The following is a 17,818-nucleotide window of genomic DNA, read 5'->3' as shown; positions in this document are numbered from 1 at the left end:
TCAACTCGCCGCAATCAGCCTTATAAACTACCATTTTAGCCGCAAGCGCGAAACGGAAAAAGTGATAGGGTCCATGATGATTTGTGGGCTAAACGGCGAATTTCAACCATCAGCCCTCTTCCTGCTCTCTTTGTGCGATCTCTTTGTTCTCTTCCGGCGGTGGCGTCAGCGGTCCACAGAGCCGTTGCGCAAGCCAGGTCGCGAACGTCACTAGCAGCCATGAGATAAGCGTTGCCACCACCAAATCCCGCGGCCAGTGCATCCCCAGCAGCAGACGGCTGCCCATTACGCCCGTCGCCCAGACCAGTAAAATCGCAATGGTCACGGTACGACGACGCGGCCAGAGTAAACCCACGGCTAACAGCGCCCAACTCGCCGCAAACATGGTATGCCCGGATGGGAACGCGAAACCGGTCTCTTTTTGCCAGTGTTTGCGTAAAAATTTCGGAATTTCCTGCGCTTCAGCCAGCTGATCTTTCACCAGATGCCCGCGATCTTTACGCTTTAAATTGTAGAAGGTATCTACCGGAATATGATGCGTTTTTTCAAGCCAGACCACAAAGGGGCGCGGCTCCTGGACGTGATCTTTGACCCACGACTTTATTCCCTGGCCAACAACGATTGCCCCACCCAGAATGACAAACAGCATGATCGCCGGACGCAGCCGAAAACGCAGGCACCATAAAAACCACGCACAGAGGATCCCGTGGGTAATGATCCCCCACGGCTGGGTAACGGTTTCCGTCAGCCAGTACAGCGCTTTCAGCCACGCGCTGTTATGTCCCGGTTGCCAGGCCCAGCCCGAAATCCATACCGCGACGGGCATAATGAGTAAAATGGCGGCACCGGCAGCCGTGCGACGGGCAATTGAAAGCATGTTCTCTCCTTTTTCGCTAAGCTCAACAATCATAACTGAATTTATCGCAATTCGTGAAAATGTCGGATTGTGCGTTTAACGTCCGTATAGTATGCCCTCAGCTAGGTGAACGCCGTCGGCTTGTGGCAAAATAGCGAGATACTAAAGCCGAAGGGCGACTGACACGAAACGTGTCAGCATACTCTGGAGAATCACATGCAGCTTAAACGCGTGGCAGAAGCCAATCTGCCAACCCCATGGGGCGATTTCCTGATGGTGGGTTTTGAAGAACTGGCAACCGGACAGGACCACGTAGCACTGGTGTTTGGCGACATTTCAGGGCAAACACCGGTACTGGCTCGTGTCCATTCCGAGTGTCTGACGGGTGATGCCTTGTTCAGCCTGCGCTGTGATTGCGGTTTCCAGCTCGAAGCGGCGCTTTCTCATATCGCCGAAGAAGGCCGTGGCGTGCTGCTCTACCATCGCCAGGAAGGTCGTAACATTGGTCTGCTGAACAAAATCCGCGCCTATGCGCTGCAGGATCAGGGCTACGATACCGTCGAAGCCAACCATCAGCTCGGCTTTGCCGCCGATGAACGCGATTTCACTCTGTGTGCGGATATGTTCAAACTGCTGGGCGTGGACGAAGTGCGTCTGCTGACGAACAACCCGCGCAAAGTGGAGATCCTTACCGAAGCCGGGATCAATATCGTGGAACGTGTGCCGCTGATTGTGGGCCGTAACCCGAAAAATGCGCATTACCTCGATACTAAAGCCGCGAAGATGGGTCATCTTCTCAGCGAGTAAAAATATGGCCCGGCTTACGCCGGGCCTGTGCCGTTAGTTCAGCATATTACGAATCACATAGTGCAGAATGCCGTCATTCTGGTAGTAGGTCAGTTCCGTCGCCGTGTCGATACGACAGCGGCAATCGAGCACTTCGGTTTTACCGTCCGCGCGTGTGAGCTGTACCGGAACGGTCGCCCCCGGTTTCAGGTTCTGCAGATCGCGAACATCAATCCGCTCTTCCCCCGTTAACCCCAGCGTTTTACGCGTCACGCCCTGCGGGAACTCCAGCGGCAGGATCCCCATCCCAATCAGATTCGAGCGGTGAATACGTTCAAACGATTCCGAAATCACCACCCGCACGCCCAGCAGACGCGGCCCTTTCGCTGCCCAGTCACGGCTTGAGCCAGAGCCATACTCTTTACCGGCAATGACCGCCAGCGGCGTGCCTTCCTGCTGGTATTTCATCGCTGCATCGTAGATCGACACAACTTCGCTACCAGGAAGGTGGCGCGTCATTCCGCCCTCAACACCTGGCACCATTTCGTTGCGAATACGGATGTTGGCGAACGTACCGCGCATCATCACTTCGTGGTTGCCGCGACGTGAGCCGTAGGAGTTAAAGTCGCGACGCTCAACGCCACGTCCCTGCAGGTAACGTCCTGCCGGGCTGTCGGGTTTAATACTGCCCGCCGGGGAGATGTGGTCGGTGGTGACGGAGTCCCCCAGCATCGCCAGAATGCGCGCGCCCTGGATGTCGACCAGCGGTTTCGGCTGGGCTTCCATGTCATCGAAGAATGGCGACAGTCGGATATAGGTGGAGTCACTCTGCCAGCCGTAGGTGTCAGACCGTTCCACTTTGATGGTTTTCCACTCCGGCGTACCTTCAAACACCTCGGCATACTCCTTGCGGAACATCTCGGTGGAAACCTGCTCCACGGCACGGGCAATTTCTTGCGCCGAGGGCCAGATATCTTTCAGATACACCGGATCGCCTTTCCGATCGTGGCCGAGAGGATCGCTGGCCAGATTAATGTTCATGTTGCCCGCCAGGGCGTAGGCGACCACCAGCGGCGGAGAGGCCAGCCAGTTGGTTTTCACCAGCGGATGAATACGGCCTTCAAAGTTACGGTTACCCGAAAGTACGGCACCCACCGTGAGATCGCCCTGCTTGATCGCCTGCTCGATGGGGTCCGGCAGCGGTCCTGAGTTACCGATACAGGTCGTGCATCCATATCCCACCAGGTTAAAGCCCAGCTCGTCGAGGTATGGCGTCAGTTTGGCTTTCGCCAGATAGTCCGAAACAACTTTCGACCCCGGCGCTAACGACGCTTTGACCCAAGGCTGACGTTTCAGCCCGATCGTTACCGCTTTTTTCGCCAGCAGACCCGCCGCCATCAGCACGCTCGGGTTGGAAGTGTTGGTACAGGAGGTAATGGCCGCAATCACCACGGCACCGTCAGGCAGCTGATACTGATGCCCGTTCATAACATAATCGACCGGATGGCGGTCTTTTTGCGCGTTATTAAGTTCCAGCTCGTTACTGGCGGCAAAGGCTTTCGGTACGTTTTGCAGCGCGACGCGATCCTGCGGGCGTTTTGGCCCGGCGAGGCTCGCCTCGACTTCATTCATGTCCAGCTCAAGCGTGCTGGTGAAGACCGGCTCATCGCCCGTATTGCGCCACATCCCCTGTGCTTTGGCATAGGCCTCGACCAGCGCCACTTGCTCGTCGCTACGCCCGCTCAGGCGCATATATTCCAGCGTCACGCCATCGATTGGGAAGAAGCCACACGTCGCGCCGTATTCGGGTGCCATGTTGGCGATGGTCGCACGATCGGCCAGCGGTAGAGAGTCCAGACCATCGCCGTAGAATTCAACAAACTTGCCGACCACGCCATGTTTACGCAGCATCTGAGTGACGGTCAGCACCAGGTCTGTGGCGGTAATTCCTTCGCGCAACTTGCCCAACAGCTTAAAGCCCACCACATCTGGGATCAGCATCGAGACGGGCTGTCCAAGCATCGCGGCTTCGGCTTCAATGCCGCCGACACCCCACCCCAGAACCCCAAGTCCGTTAATCATCGTGGTGTGCGAGTCGGTCCCGACCAGCGTGTCGGGATAAGCGATCCACTCTTTGTCCTGCAGCTCGCTCCACACCGCTTTGCCCAGATACTCCAGGTTTACCTGATGGCAAATCCCGGTGCCGGGCGGTACGACGCTGAAACGGCTAAAGGCCTGCTGGCCCCATTTCAAAAATACATAGCGTTCGTGGTTGCGCTCCATCTCCAGACGCACATTCTCTTCGAAGGCGTCGTCATCGCCAAAATGGTCAACGGTGACAGAGTGGTCAATCACCAGATCGACGGGAGAAAGCGGGTTCACTTTGGCGGTATCGCCGCCGAGACGTTTAACGGCTTCGCGCATCGCCGCCAGATCCACCACCGCCGGTACGCCGGTGAAGTCCTGCATCAACACCCTCGCCGGACGATAGGCGATTTCACGGTCGGCATGGGCGTTTTTCAGCCACCCCGCCAGCGCGTGGATATCATCGGCAGTGACAGACTCGTCATCCTGCCAGCGTAAGAGATTTTCCAGTAAAACTTTCAGTGACTTGGGTAAGCGCGCGATGTCCCCAAGTGTCCTGGCGGCCAGCGGCAAGCTGTAGTAGTGATAGGTCTTATTCTCGGCTTGCAACGTGTCCTTACTGGCTTCGCGTAGGGTTAACGACATAAGCTCCTCCTTAATGACAGGGATACCCCGACAATCATCGGGGCTGTAATTAAAGATAACACAAAGATGTCGTAACGTTTTGATAACAACCCGAATTGATAAATCGGGATTATCGATGAAGGGGCACGAAAACAAAAAACCTCGCCGGAGCGAGGTTTTGCTATTTAGTTTAAGGCCAGCCAGATTAGCTGCGCCCAGAACAGGACGGATACGGTAAAAGCCCCCATCCAGGACCAGTATTTCATGTTTTGTAGGGTATTCATCATCTGACACCAGGCTTTATATTTCTGTGGTAACTTGGGGTGATCCCCGTTCTTTATTGCTGATGTGTATTTATTAAAGAGTACAAAAGTACACGGTTCTCACCTGATATTCGCAGGCTAACCGTATTATCAATTATTGTTTTTTGGGTTCGTCTTCTGCGAACGTATCAATAAAGGCTTGTTGCTGTGCGGAGAGCTTCCAGGATGCCGGAACGACTGTTACAGGCTCTTTACGTGCTTTGTGGCCGTTGTCACCTGGCTGACACATCTTTTTAACCGGTTCAGTACGCATGTGAACTGCCATCGCTATCCCCAATATTTCCAGACCAGTAACGCTACCACCACCCAGAACAGGGCGGAGCCAAGAAATACCGCCAGCCAGGCTTTACGCTTAAGCGCTGGGTCCCTTTGCGGATCTTCACTTCCTGACGGCATTGCTAACCTCATACAATCGACTTCGCTTATCATTTCGATACCAAACAATCGGTACAAGTAATCATGAGTTGAGATAAATCCTAAAGAAACTTTAGTCGAAAAGCCAGTGAATTTACGATCGTTTCCAGGGAATTAATTAATCTTTTGACCAGAAATAAATAATTGAAACGAGGAATTTGCGTAGCGGGAATTTACTTTCTACTTTTGTCGCAAATTTGCGACAGTTTAACCCTAAACTTATAACGTTTATGCGGTTATATGCGGCAGAGAATGGGGATGATGATAATTCTAATTTAGCTTTAAGACATTATTTCGGTATCTTTCCGGAAGGAAAGATACCGGGTGTGATTATTTTTCCGGAAGCTTAATGTCCTGGAACATCGCTTCAATATCTTCATTCGAGCGTAACGCTACCGCGGTATCCACCACATCACGGGTTAAGTGTGGCGCGAAGCGTTGAATGAAATCATACATATAGCTGCGCAGGAAGGTGCTACGGCGGAAACCGATTTTGGTGGTGCTGTGGCTAAAGACATCATGGGCGTCAAGGCGTACCAGATCCGGGTCAGAGACCGGGTCTACGGCCATACTCGCAATCACCCCCACGCCTAATCCCAGACGCACATAAGTCTTTATAACGTCGGCGTCGGTTGCGGTGAAAACGATGCGCGGCGTCAGCCCTGCACGATTAAACGCGGTGTCGAGCTCAGAACGTCCTGTAAAGCCGAAGGTGTAAGTCACCAGCGGGTACTGTGCCAGCTCTTCAATGGTGACCGATCCCTTTCCTGCCAGCGGATGTTCCGGCGTGACCACAATCGAACGATTCCAGTGGTAGCAAGGCAACATCACCAGATCGTCATAGAGGTGCAGCGCTTCGGTTGCAATCGCAAAGTCGGCATTACCTTTTGAGACCGCTTCCGCGATTTGTGTCGGCGAGCCCTGATGCATATGCAGCGAGACGCGCGGGTAACGCTCAATAAAGCCCTTAATCACCCCTGGCAGCGCGTAACGTGCCTGCGTATGGGTGGTGGCGATATAAAGTGAGCCTTTATCGGGCCAGGTGTGTTCCCCGGCAACGGATTTAATTGCATCAACCTTCGACAACACTTCGCGGGCGATACGAATAATCTCCTGACCGGCCGGAGTGACCTGCGTCAGATGCTTACCGCTGCGGGCAAAAATCTGAATACCCAGTTCATCTTCCAGCATACGCACCTGCTTACTGATGCCGGGCTGAGACGTATAAAGACCTTCTGCGGTCGAAGAGACGTTAAGGTTGTGGTTGACCACCTCAACGATATAACGAAGCTGTTGTAGTTTCATGCCTGACCATCCGATTTAGCGCACAGGGATAATCGCTTAAGACGATTTAATAATAAGAAAGGGGTTAACTATAACCACTATATCATTTATAGCCCGAGTGTATAGTACGGAACAAAAAATAATAACGACCAGTAAAAAACCACCTGCATAGCAGGTGGCATTGATAACGCCCCATAGGGGCGTACTAAGTCCAGACTCTGAGAGCCTTCCCTTCACACCTCTTTTAGTGGAAGCTGGCTCTCTTCAACTTCATGCTTTTCCTGATATTTCACGTACTTTCTGATCATTTCTTCATTTATACCTACGGTATCCACGCAGTAACCTCGTGCCCAAAAGTGATTTCCCCACAGCTTGTTCTTCCGCAGGTGGGGAAATTTGCTGAACAACCTAAGGGCTGTTTTACCTTTCAAATGACCGATCACATGTGAAATAGAAAGACGTGGCGGGACTTTTACCAGTAGATGGACATGATCTATCTGAACATTCAGCTCTACCACTTCTATCCCGAGCTGCTCGCTTGAGATCCTTATCTGCCTGTAGACCTCTTTACCAACATTGTTCCTAAGGATGCGAAATCGGTACTTGGGTGTCCATACGATATGATATTGACAACACCAGAGCACATGAGATGCTTTCTGGAATCTACTCATGGTTAAATCCTTATCAGTTATGGGGATAACAGATTCGGATTTTCCCATGAGTAGCATTATTGGCAGAGCCAACTTATTGCTGACCACCTCCATAGGAGGTGGTGTTCATGCAGGGATAAAAAAAACCCGAGAACGGCATCTCTTCAGATGCCGCGCTCAGGTTTTGCCTGCGTTATGCAGTAACAATCCAGATTTTGAAGCTTAACGCCCCTCTTTTCTCACTCGCTCAATATGAATGGTGAGAAACATAATTTCTTCCGTCGTCAGCTCGCGCTGATAACTTTTTTGCAGATACTGCGCGATTTTCTCGGCGCAAATCCAGGCTTTCGCGTAGTTGTCTTTTACCGCCGTATGCAGCGTCACATCGTCATCTTCCACCACGGTGCGGGTCAGCATCCGTTGAGCAAAGAACTTCAGGTGGGTGACAAAGCGCTGATAGCTGAGCGACTCTTCGTCATATTCCAGCTGAAGCTGATACTTCACCAGCTGCAGGATCTCCTGCATAACGCGGGTGACGTGCATCACTTCGGGCATTTCGCTGTTCAGTTGCGCCGTGACCAGGTGAAGCGCGATAAACCCCGCCTCATCTTCGGCAAGCTTCACCCCCAGCCTGCTGGCGATAATCGCCCTTGCTTCCTGCCCCAGCTCAAACTCCTTCGGGTACAGACGTTTGATCTCCCACAACAGCACGTTTTTGATCGCCAGGCCTTTCTTTTGCCGTTCGATGGCAAAATGGCAGTGGTCGGTCAACGTGATGTAGAGACTGTCCTGCAATTTCCCCAGCCGCTGCGCCGCCAGCCCAATAATGCGGTCGCAGGTGGTCATCACCTCAAGGGGGATCTGACTGAGTAATTCCCCCAGTCGACGCGCCAGCTCATCGCTTTGCAGTGCGAAAACCTTTTCCACTTTCTCAGCGTCAAGATCGTCACCGATGCGTTTCTGGAAGGCCAGCCCGCGCCCCATAACGACCTGTTCGCGCATGTGCTCATCCAGAACAACCACCACATTATTATTGAGAATTTTGGCGATTTTCATCAGAACCCCAGAAACAAAAAAACCTGACCTCCGGCGGATGCCAGAAAATCAGGTTTTGCCTGCCGCAGCAGTAACAATCCAGTTTTCGCACTCTATCAGTTTCAATCGCAGCCTCAATGTACTACGCGTAAAAACGTGATACAGATCGTTATTGAAGCAGTTTTCAGTTCCACCACCCCGCTCTCCTGCGCCAGCGGAACATATCGCTAAACGTAGCGCACATCGCCTTTAATGAAATTTTTATGCCCTATGAAAGCCTGCGAGGGCAGTAACGCGACGATCCCGACACTATTATTTGGCCTGAATGACCCGCGCAATGTCGGCTGATGTCTGCAGAGTCCGAATTTCCTGAAATAACCCCAGCGCTTCGTCATATTCTTTGCGTAAATAGCTCAGCCACTGTTTGATACGTGCCACGTGGTACAACCCGGTGTCGCCCTGCTTTTCCAGACGCGAATATTTTTGCAGCAGCGTGACCACATCCGGCCACGGCATACGCGGCTCGTTGTACTTCACCACCCGGCTCAGGTTAGGCACGTTCAGCGCCCCGCGCCCGATCATCACCGAATCGCAGCCCGTCTCTTTTATACAGGCCTGCGCACTTTCGTAGTCCCAGATTTCGCCATTCGCGATCACCGGAATCGACAGACGCTTGCGGATCTCCCCAATCGCCTGCCAGTTGATGCGATCTGCTTTATAGCCGTCGTCTTTGGTGCGCCCGTGAACCACCAGCTCCGTCGCCCCGGCCTGCTGCACCGCATCGGCAATCTCAAACTGGCGGTCGTGACTGTCCCAGCCCAGACGCACTTTTACCGTCACCGGGAGATGGGCAGGCACCGCCTCACGCATCGCTTTCGCGCCGCGATAGATCAGCTCAGGATCTTTTAGCAACGTTGCGCCCCCGCCGCTGCCGTTGACCATTTTCGACGGACAGCCGCAGTTGAGATCGACACCGTAGGAACCCAGTTCTACCGCACGGGCCGCGTTCTCCGCCAGCCATTCCGGGTACTGCCCCAGCAGCTGGATACGCACCAACGTACCGGAGGTAGTCCGGCTCTGACGATGCAGCTCCGGGCAGAGTCGATAAAACGACTTTACTGGCAACAGCATATCGACCACCCGCAAAAACTCGGTGACGCAGAGATCGTAATCATTTACCTCAGTCAGCAGCTCGCGCACTAATGAGTCGAGCACGCCTTCCATCGGCGCCAGTAAAACACGCATTCTAAAACCCTGTGAAAAAAGACCCGCTATAGTAGCCGCTCTCTATAAAGGTGCAAAGGGCTTAACGCGCGTCTATTTCATCACGACGTAGGCCACCGCCGTCAGAACGACCACGATGAGCAGCGTGAATGTCGGGCCCAGCGCGAAGGCGTAGACGTTCAGCTCATCTTCTTTTTTGATATCGTTGTAACGCGCCAGCGCACTTTGGGCATCGGGCGCCGTGATCTCTTCAAACTCCTGCTCATAGCCCTGTGCTTCCAGGTGCGATGAGCCTTCCGCATTGCCCTTCTCCACGGCGAAAATCTGTGTCCCTTTCCGGAAAAAAATGAATTCTGACATTAGAATCTCCTGATCGCGGGAATGGCTTTTATCATATCACTGCTTCAAAAATAGTCACCGCAACTACACTGTTTTGTATGGCTTTTGCTGTGAATGCTTGGGAATTGCCTAACGTTCCAAAAAGGAATGTCTGGTATGCTCAAAAATCATGATGTGATCCGTAGCACGTTTCTATGTTTAATTGTATGATGAATGCGTTCCATCAAGGACTTTCACCATGATCAAAACTCTGAATACCCTCTGGCAGTACCTGCGTGCTTTTATTCTGATCTATGCCTGCCTGTATGCCGGGATTTTCATTTCGTCCCTGCTACCGATCACCATTCCCGGCAGCATTATCGGCATGCTGATTCTTTTTCTGCTGCTGGCGCTGCAAATTCTCCCCGCGAAGTGGGTCAACCCTGGCTGCTTCGTGCTGATCCGCTATATGGCGCTGCTGTTTGTGCCGATAGGCGTGGGCGTGATGCAATATTACGATCTGCTTAAAGCGCAGTACGGCCCGATTCTGGTCTCCTGCGCGGTGAGTACACTGGTCGTGTTCCTGGTCGTGAGCTGGAGTTCGCATCTGGTACATGGCGAACGCAAAGTCGTTGGGCAGAAAGGAAGTAAAAAATGATGGCCAATATCTGGTGGTCGCTGCCACTGACACTGGTGGTGTTTTTCGCCGCACGTAAACTTGCCGCGCGTTTCAAGATGCCGCTTCTCAACCCGCTGCTGGTGGCGATGGTGGTGATTATTCCGTTCCTGCTGCTCACCGGCATTCCTTACGAACGCTATTTTGCGGGCAGCAAAATTTTAAACGATCTGCTCCAGCCTGCCGTCGTGGCGCTGGCGTTTCCGCTTTACGAGCAGCTGCATCAGATCCGCGCGCGCTGGAAATCGATCATCACCATCTGTCTGATTGGTAGCGTCGTCGCCATGGTAACGGGAACGTCAGTGGCGCTGCTGATGGGGGCGTCGCCGCAAATCGCCGCCTCTATTCTGCCGAAATCTGTGACCACGCCGATTGCGATGGCCGTGGGCGGCAGCATCGGTGGTATCCCGGCCATTAGCGCCATGTGCGTGATTTTTGTCGGGATTCTGGGTGCGGTGTTTGGCCATACGTTGCTCAATGTCATGCGTATCCGCACCAAGGCCGCCCGCGGGCTGGCGATGGGTACGGCCTCCCACGCCCTCGGCACTGCGCGCTGCGCCGAGCTGGACTATCAGGAAGGCGCGTTCAGTTCGCTGGCGCTGGTGATTTGCGGGATCATGACCTCGCTGATCGCTCCGTTCCTGTTCCCGATTATTCTGGCGGTAGTGGGCTAAAATTTGCGATGCGTCGCGCAAATTTCATTTTGATTTCATAAGTTGCATACATAATGAGAAGTAGATCACATATAAAGCGCTATTGGCTCCGTACACTACCGATCCATTAACCTTTATGAGGCATTGCCATGCACCCACGTTTTCAAACTGCTTTTGCCCAGCTCGCAGAGAATTTGCAATCAGCCCTGGCTCCGGTTCTGGCGGATACGCACTTCCCCGCCCTGCTGACTGCGGAGCAGGTCACGACGCTTAAACAGGCTACGGGACTGGACGAAGACGCGCTGGCTTTCGCACTACTGCCGCTGGCTGCTGCCTGCGCCAGAGCCGATCTCTCCCACTTTAACGTTGGCGCGATTGCGCGCGGCGTGAGCGGGACATGGTATTTCGGCGGAAACATGGAGTTCCTTGGTGCGACCATGCAACAGACCGTCCATGCAGAACAGAGCGCCATCAGCCATGCCTGGCTGCGTGGGGAAAAAGCGCTGCAGGCCATCACCGTGAACTACACCCCTTGCGGTCACTGCCGTCAGTTTATGAATGAGCTGAACAGCGGTCTGCAACTGCGCATCAACCTGCCAGGCCGTGAGCCGCATACGCTGGGCGATTACCTGCCGGATGCCTTTGGCCCGAAAGACCTGGATATTAAAACCCTGCTGATGGACGACCAGGATCATGGCTATGCGTTAGCGGGCGATGAACTGGCGCAAGCGGCCATTGCCGCGGCAAACAAAAGTCATACGCCGTACAGCAAGTCGCCGAGCGGCGTGGCGCTGGAGCTACGTGATGGCAAAATCTTCAGCGGCAGCTATGCCGAAAACGCGGCATTCAACCCAACGCTGCCACCGCTGCAAGGCGCCCTGAACCTGCTGAGCCTCAATGGGTACGACTACCCGGATATTCAGCGTGCGATTCTGGCAGAAAAAGCCGATGCACCGCTGATCCAGTGGGACGCCACCGCCGCCACCCTCAAGGCACTCGGCTGTACCAGTATCGACCGTACGCTGCTGGCGTAATAGACCTGTGCGGGCAGAAATGCCCGCCCTGCTGATGAAATTCCCCCCAATCAAACCGCTGTTTCTTGCGATTACCAGGCGGGTAAAGTAGCCTGAGTGAAATTTCCCTCCACGGAACGAGCCATCTTCATGTTAAAGCGCGTGTTTTACAGCCTGTGTGTCCTGGTCGGCATTCTGCTGTTGACTGTGCTCGGCCTCGACCGCTGGATGAGCTGGAAAACCGCCCCCTATATCTTTGACGATCTGCAGGATTTGCCTTATCGCCAGGTGGGTGTCGTGCTGGGGACGGCCAAGTATTATCGTACCGGCGTGATTAATCAGTACTATCGCTACCGCATTCAGGGGGCGCTGAACGCCTACAACAGCGGCAAGGTCAATTACCTGCTGCTGAGCGGCGATAACGCCCAGCAAAGCTATAACGAACCGATGACCATGCGCAAAGATTTGATTGCCGCTGGCGTCGATCCGGCGGATATCGTTCTCGACTATGCCGGATTCCGCACCCTGGACTCCATTGTGCGTACGCGTAAAGTCTTTGATACTAACGATTTTATTATCATCACTCAGCGCTTCCACTGCGAGCGCGCGCTGTTTATTGCCCTGCATATGGGGATTCAGGCGCAGTGCTATGCGGTTCCTTCTCCGAAAGATATGTGGAGCGTTCGTGTGCGTGAGTTTGGCGCACGCTTTGGCGCGCTGGCGGATCTCTATCTCTTCAAACGTGAACCGCGCTTTTTAGGCCCGCTGGTGCCGATTCCGGAGATGCATCAGGTGCCTGAGGATGCGCAGGATTATCCGGCGGTTACCCCGGACCAACTGCTGGAATTGCAGAAGAAAGAGAAGAGATAAAAAAACCCGCTCGTGAGCGGGTTTTTCGTTTTGGCAAGATTACTTCTTGCGCGCGTATTTCAGGGAATCCAACGCCACCGCAAAGATGATAATCGCCCCTTTGATAATGTACTGCCAGTACGGGTTCACACCGATATAGGTCAATCCGTAGTTGATAACGGTAAAGATGATTACACCCGTCACCACGCCCACCACCGTACCTACACCGCCGCTGAAGGAGACGCCGCCCACCACGCAGGCTGCGATAGCATCCAGTTCGTACATGAAGCCGAGGTTGTTCGTCGCTGAGCCGATACGACCCGCTTCCAGCAAACCGCCGAAGGCATAGAACACGCCGGACAGGGCATAAATCATCAGCAGGTTCAGGGCCACGTTAACGCCGGACACTTTTGCTGCTTCCGGGTTGCCGCCGATAGCGAAGATGTTTTTACCGAAGCGCGTTTTGTTCCACAGCACCCAGACAAAGGCCACGGCGATCAGCGCGTAGAAGGTGATGTAGGAGAGGCGGAAACTGCCCAGCGCCACAAAGCCCTGCGCGAAGGTCGAGAAGCCGCTGTCGAAACCGGAAATCGGGGATGCGCCCACGAAGTCGTAGTACAGTGAGTTGATACCGTAAACGATAATCATCGTACCCAGCGTGGTGATAAACGGCGTCACGTTGAGATAGGCGATGATAATACCGTTGATCAGACCGATGATGGCACCCACCACACAGACAATCAGCACCACCACAATAATTGGCATGGTGGCCATTTCCGGGAACACCTTGTTGGCGTTTTCCATCGACTGCAACAGCGTGGCGGCCACAACCGCCGCCAGACCCACCTGGCGCCCTGCTGACAGGTCCGTACCCTGAGTCACAATAAGCCCCGCCACGCCCAGCGCGATGATGATACGCACGGAGGATTGGGTCAAAATGTTACTCAAGTTAAGCAAACTTAAGAACGTAGGGTCCTGGAAAATAATAATGGCCAGTAATACTAAAAGAACGACGTAAATACCGCCCTCTTTCAGATAAGTGAGAAAACTTTTTTTATTTAACGCACTCATGAGGAGCCCCTGATCTTAAAGGTGCAAAGACGCAAGACGGAGAATTTCGTTTTGCGTTGTCGTTTTGGTGTCAACAATTCCGGCAACGAGACCATTGCTCATAACCAGAATACGATCTGTGATCCCTAACAATTCCGGCATTTCGGAAGAAATAATAATGATCCCTTTATTCTTTTTAGCCAGTTCAGCAATCAGCTGATAGATTTCAAATTTTGCACCCACGTCAATACCGCGCGTCGGTTCATCAAGCATTAAAATTTCTGGCTGCGTTAATAACCAGCGACCAATAATAACCTTCTGCTGGTTACCGCCGGAAAGTGAACCGATTTGCGTCTGGTGTCCTGGGGTTTTTACACGCATCGAGTCGATAACCCACTGGGTATCGCTTTTCATGCGGGAAGTATCCAGCAGGCCCATCTTATTTTTATAGTTACGAATATTGGAGATTAACGAGTTGAAGTTAATATCCAGATAAGCATAAATCCCCGTCGAACGACGCTCTTCGGTTACCAGGGCAAAGCCATGGTTAATCGCTTCGTTGGCGTTATGGTTATTAATGCGCTTACCGTGCAGCGTAATGGTGCCGTCCGATTTTTCACGGATACCAAATAAGGTTTCCACGATATCGGTACGTTTCGCACCAACCAGTCCTGCAATACCCAGAATTTCGCCCTTATGCAGGTCGAAGGAGACATCGCGGATAGAGGGCTGGCGCAAAGACGTAAGGTTGCGAACTTCCAGAATCACTTCGCCCGGCTTGTTCTCTTTGTCCGGGAAGCGCTGGTTCAGGGAGCGGCCGACCATCATGGCGATGATCTTGTCCATATCCAGCCCTTCGAGAGGCTGAGTGGTGATCCACTGGCCGTCACGCAGAATGGTGATTTCATCGCACAGCTGGAAGATCTCTTCCATTTTATGCGAGATATAGACGATGCCACAGCCACGCTCTTTCAGCTTACGGATAATGGTGAAAAGGTGGTTCACCTCTTTTTCCGTCAGGGATGACGTTGGCTCATCCATAATCACGATTTTCGCGTTATAGGAGAATGCCTTGGCAATTTCAATCATCTGCATTTGTGAAACGGATAAGGTGCCTACGCGGGCGCGCGGGTCAATATCAATATCCAGTTCATCAAAAATCGCTTTGGTGTCGCGATACATTTTGTCCTGATCGACAAATACGCCTTTGGTTGGGTAACGACCCAGCCACATATTGTCCATAACAGAACGCTGAAGCACCAGGTTTAATTCCTGGTGAACCATCGAAATACCATTCTCCAGTGCTTCCTTGGCGGAATGGAAGTCGATCTCTTTCCCCTGAAAAAGAATGCTACCAGAATCTTTTTGATAGATCCCAAAAAGGCATTTTAATAATGTTGATTTACCCGCACCATTCTCCCCCATCAACGCATGAATAGAGTGAGGACGTACTTTTAAATTAACATTGTCGAGAGCCTTAACGCCGGGAAAAGACTTGTTAATATTGCTCATTTCTAACAAGAATTCGCCTGACGACTGAGTATTTGTGCTGACCATAATTATACCTTGACGGCCTCGCATATCGCGTTATAAAAGGGCGCAACGAATTGCGCCCTGTGAGAACATGCAATCTCTAACTTATTTACCGATAAACTCAGCCAGGTTTGACTGGTCTACGCCCACGTAAGGAACGCGAACGATTTTGTTCTCGATTTTCCAGTTGGTGCCATCAGCCGCACCTTTGCCATCGGCCAGGTTTTTCGCCAGATCGAAGGTCGCTTTAGCCTGGTTATTCGCATCGTTCAGAACGGTACCGGCCATTGCGCCAGACTTAACCAGTGCCAGCGCTTCTGGCAGAGCATCCACGCCGAAGACAGGAATAGACGATTTGTTGTGCGCTTTCAGTGCTTCAACAGCACCCATTGCCATCGCATCGTTGTTGGCGATAACCACTTCGATTTTGTTAGCGTTCGGGCCAGACAGCCATGCGTCCATCTTATCTTTCGCCTGAGCGGTATCCCACATCGCGGTATCTAACGCCAGCTGCTGGGTTTTCAGACCTTTGTCGTTCAGCTCTTTGATCACATACGTGGTACGTGCTTCAGCATCCGGGTGGCCCGGCTCGCCTTTCAGCAGAACGAACTGAATCTGACCGTCTTTGTTCAGGTCCCAGTTCGGGTTCGCTGCCCAGTGTTTCGCGATCAGATCGCCCTGAATAATACCGGACTCTTTAGAGTCAGTACCGACATAGAAGGCTTTGTCATAGCTGTCCAGCGCTTTGCGGGAAGGCTCTTTGTTGAAGAAGACGATAGGCACATTCTGGCCGCGTGCTTTTTCAATAACGGTGCCTGCAGCTGCCGGGTCAACCAGGTTGATGGCCAGGGCTTTCACGCCTTTCGCCAGCAGAACGTCGATCTGGTCGTTCTGTTTGGACTGGTCGTTCTGGGAGTCATTCATCAGCAGCTGAACGTCTGGCGCTGCTTTAGCATCTTTCTCGATAGCTTTACGAACAACAGACATAAAGTTGTCGTCGTATTTATAGATTGTCACACCAATACGGGTATCCGCAGCGTGCGCAGCTGCACCAAAAAGCATGCTTGCCATAACAGCAGACAGAGTCAACACCTTCTTATTCATGGTATCTCCGGTTTTTTTTATGCAGGGTAGTTCTTGTGAATAACGGTCGGCGGGCAGATGTTAGAAAAACGTTACTGACAGCCGAAGTTCACTTATAAAATTTCTATCTTCCGTGTTCGGTAACGCTCCAGTAATGCGTTTTATTTGTCGTTTGGGGCACTTTGGCTATAGTGAAAGTGATTAATCACCGTTACATAGCGTTTCAGCTCCTAAAACGCTGACATCATAGTCAGCGGCTTGTTAAGATACTGTGAATTTACTCACAGATTGAAAACGGTTACATCACCTGACGTAATCAGTTAGTGATCGGAGCCACAATTTGTTTAACAGCCACCGAATGGCGGCGTACTAAAGTCGGCATGAAACAGTGTGTTGCGCTCAAATCCTGCTGCCCTGCGGCGCCCTGTAACGCCAGCTCCGTTGCCAGACGGGCCATGGACGCAATCGGATAGCGCACGGTAGTGAGCTGCGGGTCCGTGTAACGGGCAATCGGAATATCATCAAAACCAATCAATGACAGATGCTGCGGCACCGCAATGCCGTTGTCTTTCAGCGCAGTAAGCGCCCCGGCGGCCATGCTGTCGTTGTAGGCAAAGACGGCGGTCAATTGCAGATTCCGTCCGAGCAGTTCGACCATCGCGGCCTCCCCTCCCGGCATGTCCGGCGAACCGGTGCCAATCCAGCTGTCTGACGGCACAATCCCGGCTTCTTTCAGGGCGTTTTGCCAGCCTTCCCGTCGCATATCGTCATCTTCAATATGGTGGCTGGAGGCGAGATAACCGATGCGCTGATGGCCGTTATTGAGCAGCATGCGCGTCGCCATCATCGCCCCGCTGACGTTGTCCAGCGTGACGCAGCGGTGGGCGTACCCCGGCACCACGCGGTTGATGAGCACCATACCAGGAATTTGATCCATAAACCCCGCCAGCTCCTCATCGCTCAAGGCTTTTGAGTGGACAATCAGGGCGTTACATCGCTGGCGGATCAACACCTCAATGGCGTGACGTTCTTTTTCAGCCTCGTGATAGCTGTTACCGATCAGCACATATTTGTGGTGCTGCTGGGCGACAACGTCCACGGCTTTCACCAGCGCACCAAAGAAGGCATCCGATACATCCATCACCACCACGCCAATGGTGTCGCTCACCTGGGTGGCGAGGGCCTGCGCATTGGCGTTGGGCCGATAGCCGAGCTGCGTCACCGCTTTCATCACGGTTTCACGCGTTTCAGGGCTGACCAGCGCGCTGTTATTCAGCACGCGGGAGACGGTAGCAACAGAAACACCCGCGATGCGGGCTACGTCACGAATGGTGATCATATTCACCATCCTTTAAAGGATTG

The 17,818-nt window shown here is 52.9% G+C and carries 19 protein-coding genes; 5 read left to right on the top strand and 14 right to left on the bottom strand.

What is annotated here, in order from left to right; all coding sequences use genetic code 11:
* Window positions 1-109: 109 nt before the first annotated feature.
* Entirely contained in the window at window positions 110-877 is a 768-nt protein-coding gene (gene pgpB, locus F153LOC_RS01630) for a phosphatidylglycerophosphatase B (protein ID WP_102103845.1), read from the bottom strand.
* A gap of 195 nt (window positions 878-1,072) precedes the next feature.
* Between pgpB and ribA the strand changes: the two genes are divergently transcribed.
* Window positions 1,073-1,663: a GTP cyclohydrolase II gene (ribA, locus tag F153LOC_RS01625; protein WP_100779972.1), complete on the top strand. Its 591-nt coding sequence runs from the start codon at window positions 1,073-1,075 to the stop codon at window positions 1,661-1,663.
* Between the two features lie 33 nt (window positions 1,664-1,696).
* Here ribA and acnA read toward each other — a convergent pair whose 3' ends face one another.
* From acnA to F153LOC_RS01580, 9 genes are all read right to left on the bottom strand, one after another.
* The gene (gene acnA, locus F153LOC_RS01620; protein WP_102103846.1) at window positions 1,697-4,372 is read right to left on the bottom strand and encodes an aconitate hydratase AcnA; all 2,676 of its coding nucleotides are present in this window, start codon (window positions 4,370-4,372) and stop codon (window positions 1,697-1,699) included.
* A gap of 164 nt (window positions 4,373-4,536) precedes the next feature.
* The gene (gene ymiC, locus F153LOC_RS21705) at window positions 4,537-4,635 is read right to left on the bottom strand and encodes a small membrane protein YmiC (RefSeq protein ID WP_331251887.1); all 99 of its coding nucleotides are present in this window, start codon (window positions 4,633-4,635) and stop codon (window positions 4,537-4,539) included.
* A 133-nt stretch (window positions 4,636-4,768) separates the two neighbouring features.
* The gene (locus F153LOC_RS21640; protein WP_164971785.1) at window positions 4,769-4,927 is read right to left on the bottom strand and encodes a hypothetical protein; all 159 of its coding nucleotides are present in this window, start codon (window positions 4,925-4,927) and stop codon (window positions 4,769-4,771) included.
* A gap of 14 nt (window positions 4,928-4,941) precedes the next feature.
* On the bottom strand, window positions 4,942-5,082 hold the full coding sequence (locus F153LOC_RS01615) for a YmiA family putative membrane protein (RefSeq protein WP_213015984.1): 141 nt from the start codon (window positions 5,080-5,082) through the stop codon (window positions 4,942-4,944).
* A gap of 336 nt (window positions 5,083-5,418) precedes the next feature.
* Window positions 5,419-6,393 (bottom strand): HTH-type transcriptional regulator CysB, encoded by a 975-nt coding sequence (gene cysB, locus F153LOC_RS01610; RefSeq protein ID WP_095282217.1) that lies wholly within the window; start codon window positions 6,391-6,393, stop codon window positions 5,419-5,421.
* Between the two features lie 212 nt (window positions 6,394-6,605).
* Window positions 6,606-7,043: an IS200/IS605 family transposase gene (tnpA, locus tag F153LOC_RS01600; protein WP_102105814.1), complete on the bottom strand. Its 438-nt coding sequence runs from the start codon at window positions 7,041-7,043 to the stop codon at window positions 6,606-6,608.
* Between the two features lie 201 nt (window positions 7,044-7,244).
* Window positions 7,245-8,078, bottom strand: coding sequence for a BglG family transcription antiterminator LicT (gene licT, locus F153LOC_RS01590; protein ID WP_102104857.1), 834 nt, complete (start codon window positions 8,076-8,078; stop codon window positions 7,245-7,247).
* Between the two features lie 291 nt (window positions 8,079-8,369).
* A complete protein-coding gene (gene dusC, locus F153LOC_RS01585; RefSeq protein ID WP_102104858.1) occupies window positions 8,370-9,302 on the bottom strand; it encodes a tRNA dihydrouridine(16) synthase DusC in 933 nt (310 codons plus the stop codon).
* A gap of 72 nt (window positions 9,303-9,374) precedes the next feature.
* Entirely contained in the window at window positions 9,375-9,641 is a 267-nt protein-coding gene (locus F153LOC_RS01580; RefSeq protein WP_100779531.1) for a hypothetical protein, read from the bottom strand.
* A 217-nt stretch (window positions 9,642-9,858) separates the two neighbouring features.
* Here F153LOC_RS01580 and F153LOC_RS01575 point away from each other — a divergent pair, with 217 nt between their 5' ends.
* From F153LOC_RS01575 to sanA, 4 genes are all read left to right on the top strand, one after another.
* On the top strand, window positions 9,859-10,257 hold the full coding sequence (locus tag F153LOC_RS01575) for a CidA/LrgA family protein (RefSeq protein WP_100779530.1): 399 nt from the start codon (window positions 9,859-9,861) through the stop codon (window positions 10,255-10,257).
* Entirely contained in the window at window positions 10,254-10,949 is a 696-nt protein-coding gene (locus F153LOC_RS01570) for a CidB/LrgB family autolysis modulator (protein WP_100779529.1), read from the top strand. Before F153LOC_RS01575 ends, F153LOC_RS01570 begins: the two co-directional genes overlap by 4 nt.
* Before the next feature lie 128 nt (window positions 10,950-11,077).
* Complete coding sequence (gene cdd, locus F153LOC_RS01565) at window positions 11,078-11,962, top strand: cytidine deaminase (protein WP_102104859.1); 885 nt, start codon at window positions 11,078-11,080, stop codon at window positions 11,960-11,962.
* Window positions 11,963-12,091: 129 nt separating this feature from the next.
* Window positions 12,092-12,811 carry an outer membrane permeability protein SanA gene (sanA, locus tag F153LOC_RS01560; protein ID WP_102104860.1) on the top strand — a complete coding sequence of 240 codons (720 nt, stop codon included), beginning with the start codon at window positions 12,092-12,094 and terminating at the stop codon, window positions 12,809-12,811.
* Between the two features lie 39 nt (window positions 12,812-12,850).
* Here sanA and mglC read toward each other — a convergent pair whose 3' ends face one another.
* From mglC to galS, 4 genes are all read right to left on the bottom strand, one after another.
* A complete protein-coding gene (gene mglC / locus F153LOC_RS01555; protein ID WP_100779526.1) occupies window positions 12,851-13,861 on the bottom strand; it encodes a galactose/methyl galactoside ABC transporter permease MglC in 1,011 nt (336 codons plus the stop codon).
* 15 nt (window positions 13,862-13,876) lie between these two features.
* On the bottom strand, window positions 13,877-15,397 hold the full coding sequence (gene mglA, locus F153LOC_RS01550; RefSeq protein ID WP_100779525.1) for a galactose/methyl galactoside ABC transporter ATP-binding protein MglA: 1,521 nt from the start codon (window positions 15,395-15,397) through the stop codon (window positions 13,877-13,879).
* Between the two features lie 81 nt (window positions 15,398-15,478).
* On the bottom strand, window positions 15,479-16,477 hold the full coding sequence (mglB, locus tag F153LOC_RS01545) for a galactose/glucose ABC transporter substrate-binding protein MglB (protein WP_063143782.1): 999 nt from the start codon (window positions 16,475-16,477) through the stop codon (window positions 15,479-15,481).
* Between the two features lie 295 nt (window positions 16,478-16,772).
* Window positions 16,773-17,795 carry an HTH-type transcriptional regulator GalS gene (gene galS, locus F153LOC_RS01540; protein ID WP_100779524.1) on the bottom strand — a complete coding sequence of 341 codons (1,023 nt, stop codon included), beginning with the start codon at window positions 17,793-17,795 and terminating at the stop codon, window positions 16,773-16,775.
* Between the last annotated feature and the right edge of the window lie 23 nt (window positions 17,796-17,818).

This window comes from Lelliottia sp. F153, assembly GCF_002870005.1.
GTDB classification, from domain to species: Bacteria; Pseudomonadota; Gammaproteobacteria; order Enterobacterales; family Enterobacteriaceae; genus Enterobacter; species Enterobacter nimipressuralis.
This window is presented reverse-complemented; position numbering and strand designations above follow the sequence as displayed.